Source organism: Actinomycetes bacterium (genome assembly GCA_022396035.1).
Lineage (GTDB): Bacteria > Actinomycetota > Humimicrobiia > Humimicrobiales > Humimicrobiaceae > Halolacustris.
On the sequence record JAIOXO010000003.1, the window covers coordinates 1 to 22,749 of the forward strand.

The following is a 22,749-nucleotide window of genomic DNA, read 5'->3' on the forward strand; positions in this document are numbered from 1 at the left end:
TAACCTTAATACCCATACTGACCATGCCTGAAGATGATAAAACCCATCCCATACCTGACCTTACCGGTTATATTACCGAGGGCCAGATAATACTTTCCAGGTCCCTTAACAAGAAAAAGATATCCCCGCCAGTAGATGCACTGCCTTCCCTCTCCAGGTTAAAGGACAAGGGTATCGGAAAAGACAAGACCAGGGAAGACCATGCAGATATGTTTAATCAGCTGTATGCCGCTTATGCCCGGGGTAAAGAAGTACAGGAACTGGCAGTCATACTGGGGGAAGCTGCCCTTACAGATATTGATAAAATATACTTTAAGTTTGCTGATGAGTTTGAAAAAAGATATATATCCCAGGGAGAGTATGACAACCGCACCATAGAGCAGACCCTTGATTTGGGCTGGGAACTGCTGTCCATATTCCCCAGGGACAGGTTGAAGAGAATAAGGGATGAATACCTGGATAAATATCTTCCCCGGTTCAAAAAAGAAGAACAGAAGGAAGAGGTAAGCTAATGCTGGGTAATGTTAATGCAACCAGGATGGAGCTGCTTCGGCTGAAGCAGCGATTGAATCTGGCCCGTAGAGGCCACAAGCTTCTCAAGGACAAGCAGGATGAATTGATGCGTCAGCTGCTGGAAATGATTGACGAGGTAAAAGAATCCAGGCTAACCATTGAAAGGGAATTTCAGTCAATACTGGCCCGCTTTACCCTGGCCAAAGCCAAGATGGGGCCGGGCCAGGCCGAAGAAGCTTTGTATAGGCCGACCAAGAAAATATCTCTTTCTGTGGAGAAGAGAAACCTGATGAGCGTTAAAGTACCTTTATATAAGAGAGAGGTGGAAGGCCAGATTATTCCTTATGGTTACCTTAATACTTCCGGGTCCATGGATCAGGCCCTGATTAATTTTGACAAGTTTTTAGAGCAGCTTCTGAACCTGGCGGAAAAGGAAAAAACGGTGCAGCTCATGGCCGATGAGATTGAAGAAACCAGAAGAAGGGTCAATGCCCTGGAATACAAGATGATCCCCGAACTGGAAGAGAGCATAAAATACATAACCATGAAGCTGGCTGAAAACGAGCTTTCCAATACAGTCAGGCTGATGAAACTAAAGGATATTGTAAGAAGCCATTAAGCCTGTATCCACTTACTGCCTGACTATAGGCAGGGTTATAGTAAAGCTAACCAATTTATTTTTTTCATCATATTCAGCTATCAGGTTTCCATTTAATTTTTCGGCAATTCTTTTGCTTATGGAAAGACCCAGCCCGGATCCCCTTTTGCCTTTTTTTCTGGCAGCAGTATAAAACCTTTCAAATATATAGGGAATATCTTCCCCGGTTATCTCTTCACTCTTATTTTTTACAGAAATATGCAGCAGTTTTTTACTCTTGTCTACATTTAAATCCACCATTAAATCGCTTCCAGGCAGGCTATATTTTACTGCATTGTTTAGGATATTAAACAGAAGCTGCTCAATATGAACATTACTTCCCCATGCTGTATATGTGCTGCCATAGTTGAGCTTAATATCCAGCTCTTTGGCATCAATCTGGTTGCGGTGCAGCTTAATCAGCCTGTCTATAATCTCCTTTACGTCCACTGCCTTAAAACCGGTGCTTTTTATATTATCCTCCAGTTCTGAGAGAATCAGCAACTCCTCGGTTATCTTGGACAGTCTCATCACTTCACTGTCTACCAGATCCAGGGTTTGGCGGTACTCAGCCACACTGGTCTTCTTTTGCTGCTTTAAGGCATCTATTTTGCTCTTGATAATGGTAAGGGGGGTATTCAATTCATGAGAAACATGCTGTATAAACTGCTTCTGGTTACGAAAAGAGGCTTCTATTTTATCCAGCATATGGTCAAAAGTCTGAGCCATCTTGGAAATAGCATCCCCGTCTTTTAAATTTAAGCGCAGATGAAGCCTCTTCTCATCTATCTCCTGTACATTTCTGGTTATAAAATCAACACGGTTAAGCATCCTGATAAGCACTATAAAACCACCGGAAGCAGAGACCAGTATAATAAACAGGACCCCTGCAGTAATAATATAGAAAATCCTCATAAACAAAGTAAAAGGCAAAACGGTAACCTGGAGAGGAATTGCCCTCCATTCGGGAGGCCTCTCCATCTCTCTCAGGCGGTCTATGAGTTCCTGGTCCATACCCGGATGGTCTCTTAAGGCCTGAGAATAGTTTTCCCCTGCCAGAGTAAACCGGTATACTGAAAACAACATGAACCCATAAATAACTACAGCTATAACTATTATTAAAATAAACCAGAAAATCAGTTTTGATTTTAATGACCACTTCATTTTATTTGATCCTCGTCCGGAATCCGGTATCCGCTACCATATACGGTTTGGATGATCCTTCCGGATTTTCCCAGTTTCTTTCTTAGATTCTTGATATGGGTATCCACTACATTAGTAAAAATATCCACATTCCTGTCCCAGGCATGCTCCAGAATCTGGTTCCTGGTAAGCAGCTGTCCCCGGTTCCTTAAAAAATATTCCAGTATCATGAATTCTTTCCTGGTAAGCCTGACCAGTTTATTGTCTACAAAGGCTTGGCCGGTGTCCACATTGATTTCAATTTCTTTACAATAAAGTTTGTTTTGTTTATTCTCTGAGTACCTTCTGAGCAATGCTCTTATCCTGGCCAGCAGTTCTGAGAATTCAAAGGGTTTGGTAAGATAGTCATCAGCCCCGCAGTTAAGGCCATCTACAATATCAACCAGCTGTTTTTTAGCAGTAAGCATAATTACAAAACTGTCAATCTTTTCTTTTCTTATCCGCCTGCATAACTCTTCTCCTTTCATATCCGGCAGCATAAGATCCAGAATGATCACATCGTAATTGTACTGGTTAACAAGGTCGTAACCCTGTCCTCCGCTATAAGCCACGTCTATAGTAAAATTATGTTGCTGCAGTCCCTGTTTCAGGCTGTCAGCAATTGTTTTTTCATCTTCTATTATTAATATCTTCATCTTCACTTACACTCATTTTATTTATTTTATGCAGATAAATAAATCCCTATAACATTTTATTCATATCTTAAAGCTTCAATGGGGTTAAGCCTGGCTGCCCTCATAGCAGGAAAGATTCCAAATACCAGTCCTATAGCTGTAGAAAAAGATAAGGCTAAAACTATGGGGTAAACAGTTACAAGAGAGGTTATGGAAGTAAAAGACTGCAAGCCCCAGGATAGAAGATAGGCAAATCCTACCCCCATAAGGCCACCGGTAAAACTAAGCACTATGCTTTCAGTAATAAACTGTATAAGGATATCTCTATTCTTGGCACCTACCGCTTTTCTAATGCCTATCTCCCTGGTCCTCTCGGTTACAGAGACAAACATTATATTCATAATCCCTATTCCTCCTACCAGTAGAGAAATAGCTGCAATACCACCCAGGGTTATAGACAGGGTATCAGCAATAGAGGAAGCCATCTCCAGTAGCTGGGAAGAGCTGGATATCTCAAAATCATTGGGATCTCCAGGAAGTATAAAATGTTGCTGCTGCAGTATGGAAGTAACCTGGGCGGTGGCCTGATCCATAAGCTGTTCGTTTTTTACCTTGGCTATAATGCTGTCTACAGTATCTGTGCCCAGCATTTTATTTTGACCAGTGGTTACAGGAATGTAGGCAGAATTATCCGGATTGGAACCAAAAGTTCCCGTACCTACTTCCTCCATCACTCCTACCACTACAAAATTGTTTCCGCCCATCTTTATGGTTTCCCCAATTGGATCTACCATTCCAAAATAGTCATCTACAATATTGTCGCCAATTACTGCTACATTAGCCAGTCCCTGAATTTCACTTTCAGTAAAGAAGCTGCCAGCATAGACATTGTAGTCCATAACTTCAAAATATTGGGGGGTGGTCCCAAGAATAGACACCTGCCCTCCCCAGCTCTTATAGGAAAGGGTGCCATTGGGAATGTTTACTACCGGTACTACCTGTTCCAGCAAATTAGACTCTTCCAATGCATAGGCATCCTGCATATAAAGCTTGCCGGCCACCGCCTCTTGTTCATCAGAAAACATTCCCTGGGCTCTCTGGGCTCCGTCAGGCATCTCCCTGCCGGGACTTATAGTTAGTATATTGGTGCCAGCACTCTGCAGATTCTCGGTTATTTGGACTTCTGCACCGGCGCCTACTGATATAACTGCCACTACCGCCCCTACGCCAATGATAATACCCAGCATGGTAAGGAAGGTACGAAGCTTGCTGGCAAAAAGGGATTTAAAGGCAACCTTTATATTTTCCGCTATCCTCCTCATGATCAGTCCACCTCCAGCCTGGGCATATGTTTTAATATCTGTTCTGCATTCAGAGGATTATCTATGTGCTGCTGATTCACAATATAGCCATCTTTCAAGTGAATTACCCTCTGGCTGTGTTTGGCTATTTCCTCCTCATGGGTAACCATCAAGATAGTCCTGCCATCCCTGTTAAGCCGCTGCAGTATGGCTATGATCTCGGCTCCTGTTCTGGAATCAAGATTACCTGTGGGCTCATCGGCTAATATAATAGCCGGGTCATTTATAAGTGCCCTGGCAATAGCCACCCTCTGCCGTTGCCCTCCTGAAAGTTCGCTGGGCTTATGTCTCTCCCATCCGGTAAGTCCCACTGAATCTATAAGCCTGCTTATAAGATCATGTCTGGACAACAAGGGTTGGGTATGCCCGTATACCAGAGGTAAACCAATATTTTCTACCACACTGGACCTGACCAGCAGGTTAAAGGTCTGGAATACAAATCCTATTTTATGGCTCCGTATCTCCGCCTGCCGGTTATCCTCCAGTCCGGCTACATCCTCTCCATCCAGGATATAGGAGCCAGAGGTGGGCGTATCCAGGCAACCTATTATATTCATAAGGGTAGACTTGCCCGATCCTGAAGGACCCATAACTGTTACAAATTCTCCTTCCCCTATATTAAGGTCAACTTCCCTTAATGCATGCAGTCTGGTGTTACCAATGCTGTATATTTTTTCTATGCCTTTTATGGCTATGATTTTATTTTCCATAATTCCTTCCTTTATTACCTGGAGGTAATAACTATATCTCCCTCCTTAAGGCCTGAGGTAACCTCTATATTATAGTAATCGTTTATGCCGGTAGTTATTTCGGTTTTCCTGGTGGTCATCTGGCTTTCTTCCGCCTGCACTACCGCATCCACATAATTTTTGCCCTGTTCAGTGTAAACTGCCCTTATGGGTATATACAACACATCTTCTGCCTTTTCAGTTACTATAGATATGCTGGCTGATAGTCCATATATGATTTCAATATCCTGGCTGGCTTCAAAACTTATCCAGGTTTCATAATAAGTAATCTGGTTCTCTTCTACCGGTATCCTGATTATTTTTTCTACTATACCCTTAAATTCAACCCCAGGATAAGAATCCAGACTAACTACCGCTTCTGCACCTTCAGAGATATTGACCAGATCGCTTTCACTAATCAAAGCCTCCATTATATAGTCATCTTTTATAATGCTGATGGTTTTTGCTCCAGTGGCTTCTTCTCCCGGTTTAAAATCAGTAGCCACCACCATCCCCTGATAAGGGGCATAGATGGTATGTTCTGCCAGTTCCTGCCCTGCCAGCTCCAACTCAGTCTCTGCCATCTTCAGATCTATTTTAGCCTTTTGCATGCTCAGGTTGGCCAGTTCAATCTGTTTCTGGCCATTCTGCATACTTTCCAGAGTTGACCAGTAAGTAGAGCTCTGGTTTTTCAAAGACTGTTGGTAGGAAATCTCTCCCGATTCCACCTGGGATCCTAACTGTATTTCGGTTTGTTGCTTTGAATTTTCAGCTTGCTGCAGGCTAAGTTCGGATGACTCCAGAGCCAGCTCCGTTTTCTGCACATTTTTGCTGGCAGTATTTACATTATCTTCCAGTTGCATTATTTGTTCACTGGTGCTGCTAGAGTCAGCCTTGGCATCAGACAATAACTTCTGTGCATATTCCAGGTTCTGCTGCGCCTGTTCCAGGGAAATAACCGAATTATTAAAGGAATTTTGTGATATTTCTAAAGCTGTCTGGGCATTAGCAGAGGATATATCCGCCAGCTCCCCAGCTTCCTGATAAGATTGAAGGGCGCTTTCAGCACTGAGCTCTGCCTTTCCCTTATCCAGCTCTGCCATCTGCACAGCAATATGGTTGGAATCCAGGGCACTTTGATAATTGATCCGGGCCTGGGATAATGAATTTCTGGCCAGTTCTAGCTGTGTTTCTATATCTTCTATTGCCTGAGCTGCATTGGAAGAGTCTATCTCAATCAGCAGATCCCCCTCCTTGAATTCATCACCTACTTCTGCGGCCCGCAATATATTTCCGGATACCTGGGGAATAAGTGTATTGGAAGTCCTGGTTTCCACCGATCCGGTGACTGCTGCCTCCTTTATAATATCTCCCACTTCTACCCGGGCTGTATTGCTTTCTTCATTTTCCTGTACAAGATTACTATTAGGCATTAAACCGCCTCGACCACCCATACAGGAAGTTAAACTAATCGTGGCTATAACAGTAATGATAGATACAAGGATAATAAATGCCGTATTTTTCTTCTTATTTATTATCAACGTTCTGGGCATTGCTTTCTCCTTTTAAACTTTTTTGCTCTCAGTATACAAACTAAATATGGAGAGAATATGGAGATAAGCATTAAAAATATTTCCAAACTCCATAATACCTTCATATTCTTTTGTTAAATTAATGGTATTGAAAATGATAGCCCATTAAGATAGATGTCTTTTGTAAATGAGTAAAGGGGGAAGAAAAATATAGAATATAGAAGCGTTCCTAGTTATTTAGAAAAACGATACTTAAGAGATCACTCTCTCTCTAAACAATTATGCCAGGGGCGTTTGTCCCTGGCATAATAATGTAAGTAGGCCTGGTATGAATAGGTTACTTACCATCAACCAGTTAGCAATAACTAATCAGTTGATATATTCATAACAATATTTATGCCTTGCTTCTTTTTACCAGCTTAAAGGTTAGAAGTGATGAACCCAAAGCTAAGGCCGCAAAGCCTAATAACAGGAAGGTTACATCCATACCGGTATAAGGCAGCTCTTCGGTTACTCCCAGTACTTCCACATCAGCTACAACTGCAGCTGGCTCTACCGTACCGATAATGCCAAAGTCAACATAGATGGTATGGTCTGCTGCTACGTCCATAAAACTATAACTTTCTACAGCTCCTACTGATACTCCATCTACCATTACATCAGAAATCTCGTATCCATCCTCAGGATGCATTGTATAGGCTTTATCGTCTCCTTCATTTAAAGTAGTTACGCCTTCATCAGAAATGGAACCGCCACTGCCGCTGGACGCGGTAATAGTATAGTTCATTATACCAGCTACGGTAACTGTGGCAGTAGGAGGTGGTGGAGGTGGTGGGGTTGTACACTCTATAACAGTAAAGAGCTCTGTGATGGTAATGCCTTCATCCGGAATATTAAAAGTTGCCTCATAATCTCCCGGAACCAGGGGTATTGTCCATCCATCGCACCATTCATTGGAATCAATAGTACCTCGATCATCCCATATTTTAACCCCTTCTTCCCGTATCCTAATTCTAAAGATCTCTCCGTTATATTCATCTGCACAAGCCGTTAGTGTCACTTCTTCGCAGGTTTCGGTGTCAACATCCAAGCTGGCAGATTTTTCAGGTTCCTCACCTTCTGCCCAATTTTTGAAATATACATTTACGGTTTTATTTTGATCAAGTTTAACAGTATCAGTGTCTGTTTGTACACCAGTAATCGAAACGGAATTATTAGAGCCACATCTAACTAAAGTTGCTCCAGCAGTGTCAGACTCAATGACGTAAAAATTGACGTCACCGCCTCCTTCATATCCCGTCCAATGCAGGTAAATATCTTTCCCTCCTGCGGTACCCTCACAACTGTCAGAATCTCTTTCAATGAAACCGCTGCCACTGCCATCGTCGCCCCACAATTCAAACTCAACATTACCTGATAAAGTCCCAAATACTGTTTTCTGTACATGTACTGTAAGCTGGGGAGTGCCATTAGGATCAGCTGAAAGTGAACCCAGGGACATACCAAAAATGATCATAGTAATTACCAAAACAAGCGTGCTTAATATTAAGGCTTTTTTCTTCATAATCTACTTCCTCTCTCTTATATAATTTTCTTTATATATATAAAAACCGTCCAATTTCATATGAAATTAGCCGGTTTCGCCATTAGCTCCACTTTCCCTAGCGCCCACTTGCGAGGGTTAAGCTTCGTCGCTACTAATACTTTATTTAATTTTGTTATACTTATATAACATAAGTATAATATACATTCCTGTTTAGTCAACCCTTTTCTTTTACCCTCATTTTTTCCCTTCCCCCTATAACCTCTCCCCATATACTGATATAATCACCCTTATGAAAATAATTAAAATAAAAAACCTGAACGGCCATAACCTGCCGGCCATAAACGCAGCAGGCGAAAGCCTAAACCGGGGACAGGTAATAATCCTCCCTACCTCTACCATATACGGATTAAGCTGCAGATATGACCATTACCAGGCCGTAAAAGAAATCTATAAGCTGAAACAAAGAAGCCAGTCCATGCCCCTTATACTCCTCGTATCCAGCCGGCAGCAACTAAACACTCTTATAGAAAAACCCACCCCAGCAGCCAAAAAACTAATAGATCTCTGCTGGTTTTCTTCTTCTCCCCTTCCAGTAACCCTGATACTTGAAAAAAGAAGCAGCCTGCCCCCATACATAACCGCATCCAGCCCCCATATCGCTATCCGGTACACAGGCTCATATTTTTTACGCAGGCTGATAGATAAAACCGGGCCCATAACCTCAACCAGCGCCACCATCTCCGGCTCCAAAAACTATCCAGATCGGATTGAAAATATACCGGAGAGCATCAGGCAGGGTGTCCCCCTTATAGTACAATCAGGACAGCCACTGGCAGGAAAAGAATCAACTATTATCAATATAACTACCTTGCGCCCTTCACTGGTAAGGGAGGGTGTTGTAAAATATGAACATATAATGAAAATGCTGAAAAATAACTAGAATGGGTATAAAAAACCAACTGAATATAACCTATGTATGCAGCGGCAATACCTGCAGGAGCTATATGGCAGAAGCCATAACCAAGCATCTGCTAAAAACCACCTACCTAAAAAACCAGGATGATCTACTGAATAAGATAAACATCCTGAGCGCAGGAACCTTTACCATCTTGAAATCAGTACCCAAAAGCTCCAAAGATGCCCTGGCCAAAATGGATATACCGGCTGTTGATTCCGATCCTACCCAGATAGGCGGCAACCAGCTCCGGTACTCTGACCTGGTACTCACCATGGCCGACAGCCACCGGAGCAATATAATTAAAAATTACAGAAACATTGACCAAGAAAAAATATTTACCCTGCTGGAAATGGCCAATATAATACTGTACCTGGAATCAGAGAAGATATACCGTAGAAAACCCAAACATGATATGCAGCCCAAACCGACAAAAACCCTTCAGGATTTAAAAAATAAAATCCATGTATTAAAGAACATAAACCGCGAAGTACTGCTTACCACCAACAAGCTGGACATACAGGATCCGTTCGGCCGGTCCTCAGCCACCTACTTACAGGTTGCAAAAAAAATAAAGGATAATATAATTATTGTTTTTAACTACCTGTTTGACACCAAAATAAACAGAGAGGAACAAAAAGATTGAATATAATTATTGGCTCCGATCATGCGGGAATAGAGCACAAAGCCTATCTTGCAGATATTGCCTCCCGCCTGGGCCATAAGGTTACCGATCTTGGCACCTATGATAAGCAGAGCGTAGACTATCCCGATATTGCTTTCCAGGTTGCCTGCAATATACTTAACAGCAAGACAGAAATAGGAATACTTATCTGCGGGACAGGCATAGGCATGAGCCTGGCCGCCAATAAAGTCAGGGGCATCAGGGCAGCAGTATGCTGGAACCAGGAGACCGCCCGGCTGGCCCGCCAGCACAATAATGCCAATATATTGTGCCTGGGAGCCAGGATACTGGACCAAGAGTCTTGTAAAATAATAATGGAAGCTTTTCTGGCCAACGCTTCCAGCAGCCAGGACCGGCATGCCAGAAGAGTTGAAAAAATAATGAATATTGAAGAAAGGACTTGTACCGGTGAATAACAACAACCATACCTTAAACCAACAGGCAGACCAGGAAATCAGGACTATAATAGCTAATGAATTAAAACGGCAGCAATCAAAGCTTTTGCTTATAGCTTCCGAAAACTTTACTTCCCAGGAAGTCATAAGGACCATGGGTTCAGTGCTGACCAATAAATATGCGGAAGGCTACCCCCGGAAAAGATATTACGGAGGGTGTGAATTTGTAGACCAGGCAGAACAGCTGGCCATAGATAGGGCCAAACAGCTGTTTGGCACCGATTATGTAAATGTACAGCCCCATAGCGGGGTTAACGCCAACACCGCAGTATTTTTATCCATACTCGACCCCGGTGACAGAATTCTAAGCATGAGCCTGGCCGATGGCGGGCACCTATCCCACGGCCAGAGTCACAACATTTCAGGTAAATACTTTGATATATATAATTACAGGCTGGACCCGGAAACCGAACTTATAGACTACGACCAGGTAATGGAGATCGCAAAAAAAGTAAAGCCCAAATTAATAATCTGCGGGGCCAGCTCCTATTCAAGGACCATAGACTTTAAAAAGTTCAGAGAAATCGCCGATGAAGTAGGGGCTTACCTCATGGCAGACATAGCCCACATAGCAGGACTGATAGTGGGCGGAGTACATCCAACCTCAGTAGGTCTGGCTGACTTTACCACCGGTACCACCCATAAAACCCTGAGGGGACCACGGGGAGGAATGCTGATGGCTGACCAAAAATATGCAGCCAAGCTTAATTCTGCTGTTTTCCCCGGTATCCAGGGAGGGCCCCTGATGCATGTGATAGCTGCCAAGGCAGTATGCTTCAGGGAAGCATTGTCTGATTCCTTCAAGCAATATGCACAAAATATTGTTGATAACTGCAAAATCCTGTGCCAGCACCTCCAGGATGAGGGCTTCAGGATAGTGTCCGGAGGTACCGATAACCACCTGTTTTTGGTAGACCTTTCAAACAAGGATATCACCGGCTTTGACGCTACCGGTGCCCTGGGATCATGCGGCATAGTTATCAACAAGAATCTTATTCCCTATGATAAGAAAAGCCCGGTTATAACCAGCGGCATAAGGGTTGGGACCGCAGCAGTTACCACCCAGGGAATGGGAGCAGAGCAGATGCACCAGATTGGGGATATAATATCCTATATCCTTCACAATATAGATGACCAGGCCAGGCTGAAAGATGCTAAGAAGAAGGTAGATGATCTAGTTGCCGGGTTTCCTATCTATCAGAATTTTTAATAGAAGCCGATAAGATACTTTATAAATATGCCCAGATTGGACACAGTTAAGGCTATTATGGTAGCAGGCACTGCCAGTTTTAACCATTTGCCCCAGCCAATAGAAAGGCCTCTTTTCTCCAGAGAGGCATATGCCACTACATTAGCCGATGCCCCGATAGGGGTAAAATTTCCGCCTATGTCTGCTCCCAGGGATACCGCCCACACCAGAATGGACAGGGCTGGAACCCCGGCAAATTTTACCATATTTTCCAGGACATAGGACATGGATAGAGCAAAGGGAACATTATCAATTACACCACTTAACAGTCCTGACCCCCAAACCAGGGTAGCCAGTAATCCCAGATCTTTTCCACTGAATACATTTACAAGGGTATTGGCGATATTTTCAATAACCCCAGTAGCCTCCAGGCCTCCCACCACTATAAACAGACCCATAAAGAACAAAATTATGTCATAGTCAACCTTTTCTATAACCCTTTCCGCCTTGGATCCCAAAGCTATAAGCATGACAAAGGCAGGTATCATGGCCGCCAGGGGTACAGTCAGGGGAATATTTAAGTATTTCTCTATGTAGGTATGGGTTATTAAAAAGAAGATGACGGTAAAGAAAGCCGCCAGGGATATCTTCAGCTGACTCATATCCTCTATGGCCTCCCGGGGATCCATCTGCGCTATCTCACTTATGGCTACTTCTTCGGTAGGAACCAGCTCTTTTCTGCTTACCGCATAGCAGAACAGAAGGGTAGCTGCTCCAGCCAGTATGGCTATAGGACCATTATGCACGGCAAAATCATTAAAATAAAAGCCCAATTTTAAACCCAGTATAACATTAGGGGCATCCCCTACTAGTGTGGCAGAACCACCTATATTAGCCATCAGTACCTCTGTAATGATCATAGATGTAGGTTTTATCTTAAGCATCTTGCACAGCTCATAGGTAAGGACAGCAAAGAAAAGCATTACCGTAATTGAATTTATAAAAGCGGAAAGCACCCCGGTAAGAAGGGGGAAGAAAATAAATATCTTGGTAGGCGAATACTTCAAGAGTTTGGCCATCTTTAAGGCCAGAAAATTAAAAAAGCCAGCCTCCGAGAGGGCTGCTATTATAAGAAACATTCCAAATAAAAGTCCCAGGGTTTCCCAGCTGATAAAATCTATAGCCTGGTTGATATTAAAAACGTTAAACAGCAGAAGGGACAGCGCCCCCAGAAAGGCTATCACCGTACGGTTAACCTTTTCTGAAGCTATAGCTATATAGGTTAAAATAAATATTATTACTGCTACTACTGCACTATTCACTTTTCCTCCTATCAGCCAGCAGAAGCCTGCCGGCCCAACCCTATAATGCCACCACTAGGTTCTGGCTAAAAGTATTCTATCTTTTTGATTATAATCTTTTTTTATCTCCACCGAAACCGGATTAATAATATTCCGGCATAAATCCCGGGCTTTATCTGATACCAGCGGATCCACCTCTAATACCAAATAGCCGCAAGAATCAGATAAAAGCGGCTTCACTGCTTCAAATATATGCTCATAAGCCTCACTGCCGGTGGCTCCTCCCACCAGGGCATTGCGGGGCTCATATTCTGTTATCTCCCGATCCAGCTGCTTATAGTTCTCCTCTGAAATATAGGGAGGATTGGATATTACCACATTAATTTTTTGCCTGTATTTTTCTAAGAATTTGCTATCCCCGGGAACCACATCCGCAGTGATAAATTCAATTTTTGTAGCCTTAGACCCCAGTACTGCTTCAGCATTTTCAGTGGCCAGCTCTATAGCCTGGCTGCTGTTATCGGTAGCCACCAGGTTAATATCTATATCCTCGGCAATTTCCTGGGCCAGACTTATGGCTATGGCTCCGCTGCCGGTGCCCACCTCCAGTATGTTTATCTTGCTCGGTTTTAAGTCAGTTATAATCTCCAGGGCCTTATCCACCAGCAACTCGGTTTCGGGCCGGGGTATCAGCACCTGGCTGTTCACCTTAAGGCTGATGTTCCTGAAATGAGCCTGGCCCAGTATATACTGTATGGGGACATGGTCCAGCCTCTTGAGTATAAGTTTTTTAAACTGCTTGAGTTCCGGTTCTGAAAGCTGGTAGTCATAATTTAGGTACAGCTTCATCCGGGAAAGATTCAGTACCGAACTTAGAAGAAGTTCGGCAGAAAGCCGGGGCTGGGAAACCTGTTTCTGGGAAAAGTATTCTATCCCCCATTCCAGTAACCTCTTTACAGTCCAGGCCGGCAAGATTATGCCCCTATTTTTTCAATTTTTTTGGCTTCGTCCTCGACCTTAAGAGATTCAATCAGTTCAGACAAATCGCCGTTTAAAACATTATCCAGCTTATAGACAGTCAGGTTTATGCGGTGGTCGGTAATCCTTCCCTGGGGAAAATTGTAGGTCCTGATTCTTTCGCTCCTGTCACCACTGCCTATCTGCAGCCTCCTGTTTTCAGTCTGCTTATCCATCTGCTTCTGTTCTTCTATCTCCCTGATCCGGGTCCTGAGTATCCTGAATGCCTTCTCCTTATTCTGCAGCTGGGACTTCTCATCCTGGCAGCTTACCACTATACCGGTAGGCACATGGGTAAGCCTTACTGCTGAATCAGTAGTATTAACCGACTGGCCTCCGGGGCCGCTGGACCTGTAGACATCTACCCTTACGTCCTGGGGGTCCAGGGTTACCTCTATATCTTCAGCTTCAGCCATAACTGCCACTGTAGCTGTAGAAGTGTGAATCCTTCCTCCCGACTCGGTAACCGGTATTCTCTGTACCCGGTGCACCCCGGATTCATACTTCATGGTTCCGTAAACCTGTTTGCCCTCAACACTGAAAATTATCTCCTTGAAACCGCCAATGCCCAGTGAATTTGAGCTTAATACTTCATGTCTCCAGCCTCTACTGTCAGCATATTTGGTATACATCCTATACAGGTCACCGGCAAAAAGGGCAGCTTCATCTCCGCCTGCTCCCGCCCTGACTTCAATAATTACATTCTTCTGGTCATTGGGATCCTTGGGAGACAGCAGCAATTTGATGTTTTTTTCCAGTTTTTGTTTCTGCTGAAGGTTCTTATTGAGCTCCTCTTCCAGATAAGACTTCATGTCGCTGTCTTCTTCTGTCTGCTGCATTTCTTTGATATCATCTATGGAACTCAGTAGGTTGCGGTATTCTGCAGAAGTTTTGGCCGCCTGTTCCAGTTCAGAAATTTTTTTGCCGTATTCTTTTATCTTTGATGGATCCGAGCTTACTTCCGGATCGCTCATTTTTTTCATCAGCTGCTTGTATTTTTGCTCATAAACTTCCAGTTTCTCTAACAGTTCTGGCATTGTTTATCACTTCCTTTATCTAGACTCTGTTCTGCTTCCAGCACAGTCTTAAAAGATTGTATGGCAACCTCCAGCTGGCTGTCATCCGGTTCTCTGGTGGTCATCCTCTGCAACAGCAGACCGGGATAAAAAATGGCATTGACTATCTTGTTCCGGCTGAATTTGCCCGCCAGTTTTATCAATTCATAGGATATACCGGAAATAACCGGTATAAGCACAATCCTGGAAAGCAGGCGCAGTGCCAGAGGAGGCTTCCCCAGCAGGGCAAATACAAATATAGCCACCACCATCACTATCAGCAGAAAACTGGTCCCGCATCTTACATGCAGCCGGCTGTAATTTCTAACTTTATCCGGAATCAGGTCTGCTCCGCCCTCATATCCCTGGATAGTCTTATGCTCTGCCCCATGATACTGAAACAGCCTTTTTATATCCTTTATGGAAGATATAATGGCAATATAGGCCAGGAAAAATCCTATCCTGATCAAGCCCTCCAGCAGATTGTAAACAAAAGCATTGGGAAAGCTTTCACTGAAAGTCCTGCCAATCAAAGTAGGGAGCACAAAGAATACACCCACTGAAAATATTAAAGCAATAATTATGGATATAACCATCTCTTTTTTGGAAAACTGGATCTCTTCTTCGGTGGCTTCATTCACCGAAAAGCTGATAGCCTTAAAACCCAGAGTCATGGTCTCCACCAGAGTAACAATACCCCTGATAAAAGGCCATCCTAAAAAAGGATATTTCTCCTGCAGGGGACTTGACCTGTAAACAGAGGTAGAAATGGTTTTGTCCGGCCGTCTTACCGCCAGTGCCCAGAAATGGCGGCTTTTCATCATTACTCCCTCTATAACTGCCTGACCCCCTATCTGGCAGTTGTGGTTATGCATCAAAATCACTGGCTTTCGGAGGGTGGCCGCACTGGAACTTGCCCTCCGGGCAGGGGCCACTAAGGCAGTTGGGACCTGCCTTTTCAAACACTACCGGGCTAACTTTCTTAACCATTCTGAGCATGGCAGTAGCCAGTTCCCTTATCTCCCACTGGGCGCGGTTACAGCATCGGACCGTAAAAAAATGAAGCAGTTCCCTGCCGTTCATGGTAACTACAATTTTAGTTTCCGAAGCATTGGGAAGTATATACCTGGCATCTTCTGCCTCAATGCCCATATCCAGCATCTGCTTATACAATTTATGGGTGGATTCGACCATATCCTCAAACAATGCATTGGCCTTGGCATCATCCTGTATACTGAAGGGCACAACATAGTCAAGCCCTTCTTTAAACTTTACATACCTCTGGGACTGCTGGTTATAAGAAGCCAGACGGTGTCTTACCAGCTGATGGGTAAGTGCCCGGGAGACTCCCTCTATGGCGAAAGTAAAACTGATATGTTCGATAGTTGAAAGATGGCCGCTTTTAACTACAAACCTGACCAGCTTGTTAACTTCCTCATCACTTAATTTTTCATCCAGCTCTTCTATCCCTACCGGAGAATAACAAAGTCTGGCGGCAAGAGCGACCATTCTCTCCGGCTGGGGGGTATGCCTTAATAATTTTAATTTCATGAGCCGGCCTTACTTTTTCTTTTTAGTTAATCTCTTCTTAAATCTCTCTACCCTGCCGCCTGAATCTACCAGCTTCTGCTTGCCGGTATAAAATGGGTGGCAGTTAGAGCATATTTCCACTTTTAGCTCTTTCTGGGTTGACCTGGTCTGGAAAGTATTGCCGCAGGAACAGGTAACCTTACAGTCATAATATTGTGGATGTATTCCGCTTTTCATAAAAAACACCTCTTAGTAAATATTCAAATTATTCAAATCAAACATGATAGCATAAAAATGCAACTAAGTCACTAACCTATATGTGGCTAGAAAGTTTTATTATTCTGGAAACTGGCCTTAAGCGCATTTAAGAAATCCTGGTTGGACTTGGTCTTCCTGACATAATCTATCAGCTGTTCTATAGCTACCTCCGGCTCTTTTTCATGTATGATTCTTCTGAGCCTCCATACCTGGGAAGCTTCATCATCGTCCATGAGCAGCTCTTCTTTTCTGGTTCCGGACTTGGTTATGTCAATAGCAGGGAATATCCTCTTATCGGCAAGCATCCTGTCCAGTTTTATCTCCAAGTTTCCGGTACCCTTAAATTCTTCAAAAATTACATCGTCCATACGGCTGCCGGTTTCAATAAGGGCGGTAGCCAGTATGGTCAGGCTTCCGCCATCTTCAATATTTCTGGCCGCCCCGAAGAAACTCTTGGGTGGAAACAGGGCAGTAGAATCTACACCACCGGAAAGAACCCTTCCGCTGGCGGGAATAGACAGGTTGTAAGCCCTGGCCAGCCTGGTAATACTGTCCAGCAGTATCAATACATCCTTACCATGCTCTACCAGCCTTTTGGCTCTCTGCAGCACCAGTTCGGCCACCTGGATATGGTTATCTGACGGCTGGTCAAAAGTAGAAGAAATTACCTCTCCCTTTACCGATCTTTCCATATCGGTAACTTCCTCCGGCCTCTCATCGACCAGCAGTACAATTATATGTACTTCCGGATTATTTACAGAAACACTGTTGGCTATCTCTTTTAGAATAGTAGTCTTTCCTGCCTTGGGAGGAGAAACTATCAATCCCCTCTGTCCCTTTCCTATGGGAGCTATAAGGTCAATTACCCTGGGAGCCAGCCCGCCGGCAGTAGTTTCCAGCCTCATCCTTTCCAGGGGATATATAGGAGTCAGGACTTCAAAAGGAGCCCTCCTCCTTATAAACTCGGGGTCTCCGCCATTAACCTTCTCAATCCTTATAAGGGCATTGTATTTTTCACTATCTTTGGGCGGCCTTACCTGGCCAAACACCTCATCGCCCTGACGCAGTTTGAACCTTCTGATCTGTGACTGGGAAACATAGATATCCTTGGCTCCGGGAAGGTATCCGCTTACCCTCAAAAAACCATAGCCGTCGGCAAGTATATCCAGAATGCCTACCATTCTCTCTTCATATACCTCCAGCTCCTTGGTTCTTCCCTCACTTTTTATAAAAGTCCTTTCAGTGGCTGCTTTTGGTTTTGGTTCTGGTTTGGGTTTTTCTCTGGTTTCTGTTTTCCTGCCATCATCGGATATAGTTTCCAGTATCTTCTCTATCAGTTCATCCTTCTTATATTTTGAAAAACCGCTAATATCAAGCTCTTTAGCCATCTCCCTTAAGCTCAGCAATTTTTTTGAGCTTAACATTTCTTTATTAAATTCATTCATGCTAAAACATACCTCACCTTTCTAAATAAAGTTTTTAGATGTACCTGTATTTATGTAATTTCTTTTAAAATTTGTTTAATTTAAAGTCGTTTAAATAGGATATAATTAGATATTACTTGGGTCAGTGCAAATCTGCACAACTATCACCACTTTTTGAAAAAAAACAGTCAAGGACGAAGAAAGCCCATAAATTAAATATTGGTTAATTTAATTGATAATATATGCAAATAATAAAAAAATCAAGAGTTATTTTCTGTCATGTTATTTTCTGTAAATGCCCCGGTATAATGGGTATAACAATTATACCGGGGCATCAATTAAAGCTATTTTAGTATTTTGGCAGCTTATCCAAGGATTTCTTAATCATTTCATCAGGATATTCATAATCCTCCAGATCGCCTTCCAGATATTTCTGGTAGGAAGTCAGATCGAAATGTCCATGCCCGCTGAAATTGAAGGCAATTACCTTCTCCTCGCCGCTTTCCTTGCAATTTAAGGCCTCGTCTACCGCAGCCTTTATGGCATGTGCGGTCTCCGGCGCCGGTATTATTCCTTCAGTCTTGGCAAACATGAGGGAAGCTTCAAAAACCGGATTCTGGGGATAAGCCACTGCCTCTATAATCTTCTCATTATGCAGCAGGCTTACCTGCGGTGACATACCATGATACCTCAAACCTCCCGAATGTATGGGAGCCGGAACAAAATCATGGCCCAGAGTATACATTTTAACAATAGGAGCCATCTTGGCCGTATCTCCATAATCATAGGCAAATGGGCCCTTGGTTAAGGTAGGGCAGGCAATAGGCTCTACAGCAATAATCCTTATGTCTTTGCCCGCCATCTTATCAGTTACAAAGGGGAAAGCAAATCCTCCGAAATTGCTTCCTCCACCTACACATCCTATAAGGATGTCAGGAGAAAGCCCGGCCTTTTCAAACTGCTTCTTGGTTTCCAGCCCGATAATGGTCTGGTGCATAAGCACATGATTGAGAACGCTGCCCAGAGAATAATGGGTTTTTTCATCCTTTGCCGCATCTTCTACCGCTTCACTGATAGCCATACCCAGACTGCCTGAAGTATTGGGGTCTTCAGCCAGTATCCTTCTGCCGGTTTCAGTATTTTCAGAAGGAGAAGCAAAAACATCTGCACCCCATATCTTCATCATGTATTTACGGTAGGGCTTCTGGTCATAGCTTACCCTTACCATATAAACGATAAGCTCCATATCCAGCATATTGCAGGCAAAAGCCAGAGCGCTTCCCCACTGGCCGGCTCCGGTCTCAGTAGTAAGCCGGTTTATTCCCTCTTTCTTATTGAAATAAGCCTGGGCTACTGCCGTATTGGGCTTATGGCTTCCGGGAGGGCTGACGCTTTCATTCTTGTAGAAAATTTTGGCCGGGGTATCCAGGTACTGTTCCAGCCTTTCTGCCCTTACCAGGGGGGTGGGTCTCCAGATGGAATAGATTTTTAGAAGTTCCTCCGGAATGTCTATAAATCTTTCCATGCTTACCTCCTGTTTAATAAGTTCCATGGGAAACAGCACCGACAGATCCTCGGGGGTAAGCGGTTTACCGGTCTGGGGGTTCAGGGGGGGGTCCAGCGGTTTGGGCAGATCAGGATTAATATTGTACCACTGCCGGGGCATTTCACTTTCTGATAGTATTATTTTTTTATCACTCATGTTTCTCCTTTCTTGGTAAAATAAAAAAACCTCTCATAATCTCTACTGTATGTAGAGACGAGAGGTTGATTCTCGCGGTGCCACTCTACTTCACTTTAAACCTGGTTTAAAGTGCTCTCATCGGGTACATAACCATACCCTATCCTTTGATAACGGAGGAATCCGTCCCGGCTTACTTTCTCTTGATTTTAGCCGGGCGCCTCACAGACCCATTCAGTAACCAGCACTGCAGCCACTTTCTCACCGGCTAGTGGCTCTCTGTATGCCGCTTGGCACTTACTACTTCTGCTCTCAGGCTTTATTGGCGCTATTCAATTTTCAAGGTAAATTGAAATATAGCACAACCAAATTGTTTTGTCTAATATTTTTTTCGCCCCTATTTTATAAGCTCTATAAATCTCTTTACTATATAGGGATCAAACTGGCTGTCTGAACACCGCTTCAGCTCTTCTATAGCCTGCTGCTTGCTCATAGCTCCCTTGTAGGGGCGGTCATTGGTCATGGCATCATAGGCATCTACCACTGCAATGATGCGGGGCAGGAGCGGTATGTTTTCCCCTTTCAGGCCTTCAGGATAACCGGTGCCGTCCCATCTTTCATGATGGTTAAGGATGCCCCTGGCAATATGCTTCAGGTTGGGGCTGGATTCAGCAATCCGATAACCTATCTCGGAGTGGGTTTTCATAATTTTCCACTCTTCGCTGCTCAGTTTACCCGGTTTTAATACAATATTGTCAGGAATGGAGATCTTCCCTATATCATGCAGGGTGGCCAGGAGTATAAGGTGATTAATTTTGTCTTCCGACAGTCTCAGGGTCTTGCCCAGCTTCAGGCTGTATTTTTTCATCCTCCGTACATGTTCTTCGGTCTCATAATCCCTTTCCTTTAAAGCCCTCTCCAGGGAGGTAATTATGGCGCTGTGGGAGCTGGCTTTGTTAAACAGTTTCTTGCCCATCAAGCGATCCTCGGCATCCTTAATAAGGTTAACCTCATCATCATGCCTGGTCTTGGTGGAAACTGCAAAAGATATGGTTATAGGTACCACAAAATCCTGTTCGGCTAACTTTTGGTTAATCCTGGAAATTATAATTTCCGACTGCTCTTTCCCGGTATAGGATAAAAGGATGGCAAAAGAATCCCCTCCCCACCTGGCAATTACTTCACCTTTTCTCAAGGCTGATTTTAATACATGGGAAACAGCCAGAATAATATTGTCTCCTTCGTCCTGGCCAAAGCTGCTGTTTACCAGCTTCAGCCCGTTTATGTCTCCCAGTACCAGGGTTAAGGGATACCTTTTTTGCCTGATTTGCTTCTTAAGCTCCTCCATAAAATAGCTACGGGTATAAAGGGAGGTAAAATTATCATGGAAAGATAAAAATTCTCTCTGCTGTTCGGTTTTTCTGTGTTCGGTTACATCCCTTCCCGAGCCAATTACATACAGAAGGCTGCCCTGGCTGTCCAGCACCCCCTTGTTAATCCAGGATACCCATTTTTTTCTGCCTCCTACATTATGCGGCTGCAGAGAATAGGAGATATAGGGGGGCCTGGTAGCCTGTTTAAAAGCTTCCCTGGCTTCTTTTCTCTGCCGGGGCTCTACATTATCTAAAAAGTTAGTGCCCAGGATTTCTTGTTCACTTTTTCCGTAAAACCTGCAATAGGAGGGGCTGGCATATAGTATCGTTCCCTCAAAATCCAGTTTATCTATAAGCTCGGTCTGGTTATCCACTATAAGGCGGTATTTTTCCCTGCTTTCATTCAGTTTTTTCAATATATCACTTAAATAAGTTACATCCCGGATATAACCTCCTATCATTTTCTGCCCCTCAGATACATCCAGCCCAAATTTCCTGGTCTCATATATGGAACCCCCAATTTTTTCTACGCTGGTAACCACCTTTACACTGTTTAAGGCTTGGATATCGGATTTACGGCAATTTCTGGCAGATTGTCTATCCACAAGCTGAAAATCAGTCTTGCCTGCAACCTCTGAGGCAGGCCTGCTGTAAAACTGGGCCATGACATCATTAACCATCACATACCTGAATTTTGCATCCTTTAGAAATACCATATCCATGGTATTGTTAAAGAAAATATTATAAAGGTTGCTCTTCTTATCCAGTTCTTTTTCCAGCCGATGTCTTTCCAGATAATTGGCTATCCCTTCACTTATCATTTTGAGAAGATAAAGCTGGTAGTTGTTTAAACTCCCGTCTCTGTTTAAAAAATCAAACCTTATAAACCCAAAAGCCTGATTGTTTACCGCCAGCGGTAAGGTCAGAAATGATTTGACCTGGTGGCGCTTCAGCAATTTTTTTTCCGGCTCTGCAGATTGGGGCAGGTTATTGATGTCCTGCTCATAAATGGACTCCAGATTATTGATCTTATTAAACCACCACTGGTAACGGCGGGTATCCATATTTTTCGGTTTATCATCCTTTATGCCCCAGCTAAAACTCTTTACAAACTTCTTTCCGTCCTGGTCCAGCAGATAAACCAGGCTCCGGTCAATGCCCGTATACTGGTCCAGCAGCCGGAGCACCCTGGTCAACCTTGACCCCAGATCCTGGCGGCCGGAAGCAATAAATTCATTGGACAGCCTGGTTACCATTTTTTCAAAACCAAGCTGATAATATACCTGCTCCCTTTCCTCTCCGGTAAATTCAGGCTCCAGTATAGTGGCGCTGAAATTAGTACTGCCACTTATGGTTCCCAGGTTTATCAGAACTTTTTCTTCCTCCTGGCTCACTGCCATATTGCAGGTGATGGTCTCATTTTGGTCCGAGGCGCCCAAGTGGTCTAAAATATCTGAGAGCACCAGAGCGCAGTTTTCCTCAAACAATTTAAAAAAACTTAAAGTTTTATGGTTATGGTTAAAATCCCTCTTCCATTTTTTACAGGCAGCTTTGCTGGCAAAAAGTATTTCTCCGGCGGGATTTATTACAAACAGGGGGTAGACCAGGGAATCGGTGATTTTCTTAAAATCCTTCATGCAATGTATAAATATTATAATTAATTATTATTACAAAATTTATAATAACTAATTA

Annotated in this window: 21 protein-coding genes and 1 other annotated feature; of the genes, 6 read left to right on the forward strand and 15 right to left on the reverse strand. The window is 43.6% G+C overall.

Features of this window, described 5'->3' with window-relative positions; all coding sequences use genetic code 11:
• Positions 1-512 (forward strand): V-type ATP synthase subunit B (locus K9H14_01665; protein MCG9478898.1); only part of this gene is annotated, 512 nt, incomplete at its 5' end.
• Positions 512-1,132 (forward strand): V-type ATP synthase subunit D, encoded by a 621-nt coding sequence (locus tag K9H14_01670; protein ID MCG9478899.1) that lies wholly within the window; start codon positions 512-514, stop codon positions 1,130-1,132. The genes K9H14_01665 and K9H14_01670, both read left to right, overlap by 1 nt.
• 12 nt (positions 1,133-1,144) lie before the next feature.
• Here K9H14_01670 and K9H14_01675 read toward each other — a convergent pair whose 3' ends face one another.
• From K9H14_01675 to K9H14_01700, 6 genes are all read right to left on the reverse strand, one after another.
• On the reverse strand, positions 1,145-2,314 hold the full coding sequence (locus K9H14_01675; protein MCG9478900.1) for a HAMP domain-containing histidine kinase: 1,170 nt from the start codon (positions 2,312-2,314) through the stop codon (positions 1,145-1,147).
• Positions 2,311-2,988: a response regulator transcription factor gene (locus tag K9H14_01680; protein ID MCG9478901.1), complete on the reverse strand. Its 678-nt coding sequence runs from the start codon at positions 2,986-2,988 to the stop codon at positions 2,311-2,313. The genes K9H14_01675 and K9H14_01680 overlap by 4 nt, the downstream gene beginning before the upstream one ends.
• 56 nt (positions 2,989-3,044) lie before the next feature.
• Entirely contained in the window at positions 3,045-4,289 is a 1,245-nt protein-coding gene (locus K9H14_01685) for an ABC transporter permease (protein MCG9478902.1), read from the reverse strand.
• Positions 4,290-4,291: 2 nt separating this feature from the next.
• Positions 4,292-5,038: an ABC transporter ATP-binding protein gene (locus K9H14_01690; protein MCG9478903.1), complete on the reverse strand. Its 747-nt coding sequence runs from the start codon at positions 5,036-5,038 to the stop codon at positions 4,292-4,294.
• A 14-nt stretch (positions 5,039-5,052) separates the two neighbouring features.
• The gene (locus tag K9H14_01695; GenBank protein MCG9478904.1) at positions 5,053-6,489 is read right to left on the reverse strand and encodes an HlyD family efflux transporter periplasmic adaptor subunit; all 1,437 of its coding nucleotides are present in this window, start codon (positions 6,487-6,489) and stop codon (positions 5,053-5,055) included.
• Positions 6,490-6,982: 493 nt separating this feature from the next.
• Positions 6,983-8,104, reverse strand: a complete 1,122-nt coding sequence (locus K9H14_01700) for a cold shock domain-containing protein (protein ID MCG9478905.1) — start codon at positions 8,102-8,104, stop codon at positions 6,983-6,985.
• A 319-nt stretch (positions 8,105-8,423) separates the two neighbouring features.
• Between K9H14_01700 and K9H14_01705 the strand changes: the two genes are divergently transcribed.
• Genes K9H14_01705 through K9H14_01720 form a run of 4 tightly spaced genes read left to right on the forward strand, consistent with a single transcriptional unit; the run spans position 8,424 to position 11,439 of the window.
• A complete protein-coding gene (locus tag K9H14_01705) occupies positions 8,424-9,074 on the forward strand; it encodes a threonylcarbamoyl-AMP synthase (GenBank protein MCG9478906.1) in 651 nt (216 codons plus the stop codon).
• 1 nt (position 9,075) lies between these two features.
• A complete protein-coding gene (locus K9H14_01710) occupies positions 9,076-9,735 on the forward strand; it encodes a hypothetical protein (protein MCG9478907.1) in 660 nt (219 codons plus the stop codon).
• The gene (rpiB, locus tag K9H14_01715; GenBank protein ID MCG9478908.1) at positions 9,732-10,190 is read left to right on the forward strand and encodes a ribose 5-phosphate isomerase B; all 459 of its coding nucleotides are present in this window, start codon (positions 9,732-9,734) and stop codon (positions 10,188-10,190) included. Before K9H14_01710 ends, rpiB begins: the two co-directional genes overlap by 4 nt.
• Positions 10,183-11,439 carry a serine hydroxymethyltransferase gene (locus tag K9H14_01720; protein ID MCG9478909.1) on the forward strand — a complete coding sequence of 419 codons (1,257 nt, stop codon included), beginning with the start codon at positions 10,183-10,185 and terminating at the stop codon, positions 11,437-11,439. Before rpiB ends, K9H14_01720 begins: the two co-directional genes overlap by 8 nt.
• Here the strand turns inward: K9H14_01720 and K9H14_01725 are convergent.
• The 9 genes from K9H14_01725 to K9H14_01765 form a co-directional block, all read right to left on the reverse strand.
• Positions 11,436-12,740 carry a hypothetical protein gene (locus K9H14_01725; protein MCG9478910.1) on the reverse strand — a complete coding sequence of 435 codons (1,305 nt, stop codon included), beginning with the start codon at positions 12,738-12,740 and terminating at the stop codon, positions 11,436-11,438. The genes K9H14_01720 and K9H14_01725 overlap by 4 nt on opposite strands.
• 54 nt (positions 12,741-12,794) lie before the next feature.
• Complete coding sequence (prmC, locus tag K9H14_01730; GenBank protein ID MCG9478911.1) at positions 12,795-13,691, reverse strand: peptide chain release factor N(5)-glutamine methyltransferase; 897 nt, start codon at positions 13,689-13,691, stop codon at positions 12,795-12,797.
• A 2-nt stretch (positions 13,692-13,693) separates the two neighbouring features.
• On the reverse strand, positions 13,694-14,764 hold the full coding sequence (gene prfA, locus K9H14_01735; protein MCG9478912.1) for a peptide chain release factor 1: 1,071 nt from the start codon (positions 14,762-14,764) through the stop codon (positions 13,694-13,696).
• Positions 14,758-15,666: a DUF1385 domain-containing protein gene (locus K9H14_01740; protein ID MCG9478913.1), complete on the reverse strand. Its 909-nt coding sequence runs from the start codon at positions 15,664-15,666 to the stop codon at positions 14,758-14,760. Before K9H14_01740 ends, prfA begins: the two co-directional genes overlap by 7 nt.
• Positions 15,659-16,342: an FAD-dependent thymidylate synthase gene (gene thyX, locus K9H14_01745; protein MCG9478914.1), complete on the reverse strand. Its 684-nt coding sequence runs from the start codon at positions 16,340-16,342 to the stop codon at positions 15,659-15,661. The genes K9H14_01740 and thyX overlap by 8 nt, the downstream gene beginning before the upstream one ends.
• A gap of 9 nt (positions 16,343-16,351) precedes the next feature.
• The gene (gene rpmE / locus K9H14_01750; GenBank protein ID MCG9478915.1) at positions 16,352-16,558 is read right to left on the reverse strand and encodes a 50S ribosomal protein L31; all 207 of its coding nucleotides are present in this window, start codon (positions 16,556-16,558) and stop codon (positions 16,352-16,354) included.
• 86 nt (positions 16,559-16,644) lie between these two features.
• Positions 16,645-18,024 (reverse strand): transcription termination factor Rho, encoded by a 1,380-nt coding sequence (gene rho, locus K9H14_01755; GenBank protein ID MCG9478916.1) that lies wholly within the window; start codon positions 18,022-18,024, stop codon positions 16,645-16,647.
• A gap of 328 nt (positions 18,025-18,352) precedes the next feature.
• Positions 18,353-19,705 carry a TrpB-like pyridoxal phosphate-dependent enzyme gene (locus tag K9H14_01760; GenBank protein MCG9478917.1) on the reverse strand — a complete coding sequence of 451 codons (1,353 nt, stop codon included), beginning with the start codon at positions 19,703-19,705 and terminating at the stop codon, positions 18,353-18,355.
• A 50-nt stretch (positions 19,706-19,755) separates the two neighbouring features.
• Positions 19,756-20,007 (reverse strand) — a binding site (T-box leader).
• A 74-nt stretch (positions 20,008-20,081) separates the two neighbouring features.
• Positions 20,082-22,694: a diguanylate cyclase gene (locus K9H14_01765; protein MCG9478918.1), complete on the reverse strand. Its 2,613-nt coding sequence runs from the start codon at positions 22,692-22,694 to the stop codon at positions 20,082-20,084.
• Positions 22,695-22,749: the final 55 nt, after the last annotated feature.

What these genes read in the sequence shown, in the direction of transcription:
- K9H14_01670 (MCG9478899.1), top strand. Translation starts at nt 512, where the DNA reads ATGCTGGGTAATGTTAATGCAACCAGGATGGAGCTGCTTCGGCTGAAG.
- K9H14_01675 (MCG9478900.1), bottom strand. Translation starts at nt 2,314, where the DNA reads ATGAAGTGGTCATTAAAATCAAAACTGATTTTCTGGTTTATTTTAATA.
- K9H14_01680 (MCG9478901.1), bottom strand. Translation starts at nt 2,988, where the DNA reads ATGAAGATATTAATAATAGAAGATGAAAAAACAATTGCTGACAGCCTG.
- K9H14_01685 (MCG9478902.1), bottom strand. Translation starts at nt 4,289, where the DNA reads ATGAGGAGGATAGCGGAAAATATAAAGGTTGCCTTTAAATCCCTTTTT.
- K9H14_01690 (MCG9478903.1), bottom strand. Translation starts at nt 5,038, where the DNA reads ATGGAAAATAAAATCATAGCCATAAAAGGCATAGAAAAAATATACAGC.
- K9H14_01695 (MCG9478904.1), bottom strand. Translation starts at nt 6,489, where the DNA reads ATGCCTAATAGTAATCTTGTACAGGAAAATGAAGAAAGCAATACAGCC.
- K9H14_01700 (MCG9478905.1), bottom strand. Translation starts at nt 8,104, where the DNA reads ATGATCATTTTTGGTATGTCCCTGGGTTCACTTTCAGCTGATCCTAAT.
- K9H14_01705 (MCG9478906.1), top strand. Translation starts at nt 8,424, where the DNA reads ATGAAAATAATTAAAATAAAAAACCTGAACGGCCATAACCTGCCGGCC.
- K9H14_01710 (MCG9478907.1), top strand. Translation starts at nt 9,076, where the DNA reads ATGGGTATAAAAAACCAACTGAATATAACCTATGTATGCAGCGGCAAT.
- K9H14_01740 (MCG9478913.1), bottom strand. Translation starts at nt 15,666, where the DNA reads ATGCATAACCACAACTGCCAGATAGGGGGTCAGGCAGTTATAGAGGGA.
- thyX (MCG9478914.1), bottom strand. Translation starts at nt 16,342, where the DNA reads ATGAAATTAAAATTATTAAGGCATACCCCCCAGCCGGAGAGAATGGTC.
- rpmE (MCG9478915.1), bottom strand. Translation starts at nt 16,558, where the DNA reads ATGAAAAGCGGAATACATCCACAATATTATGACTGTAAGGTTACCTGT.
- rho (MCG9478916.1), bottom strand. Translation starts at nt 18,024, where the DNA reads ATGAATGAATTTAATAAAGAAATGTTAAGCTCAAAAAAATTGCTGAGC.
- K9H14_01760 (MCG9478917.1), bottom strand. Translation starts at nt 19,705, where the DNA reads ATGAGTGATAAAAAAATAATACTATCAGAAAGTGAAATGCCCCGGCAG.
- K9H14_01765 (MCG9478918.1), bottom strand. Translation starts at nt 22,694, where the DNA reads ATGAAGGATTTTAAGAAAATCACCGATTCCCTGGTCTACCCCCTGTTT.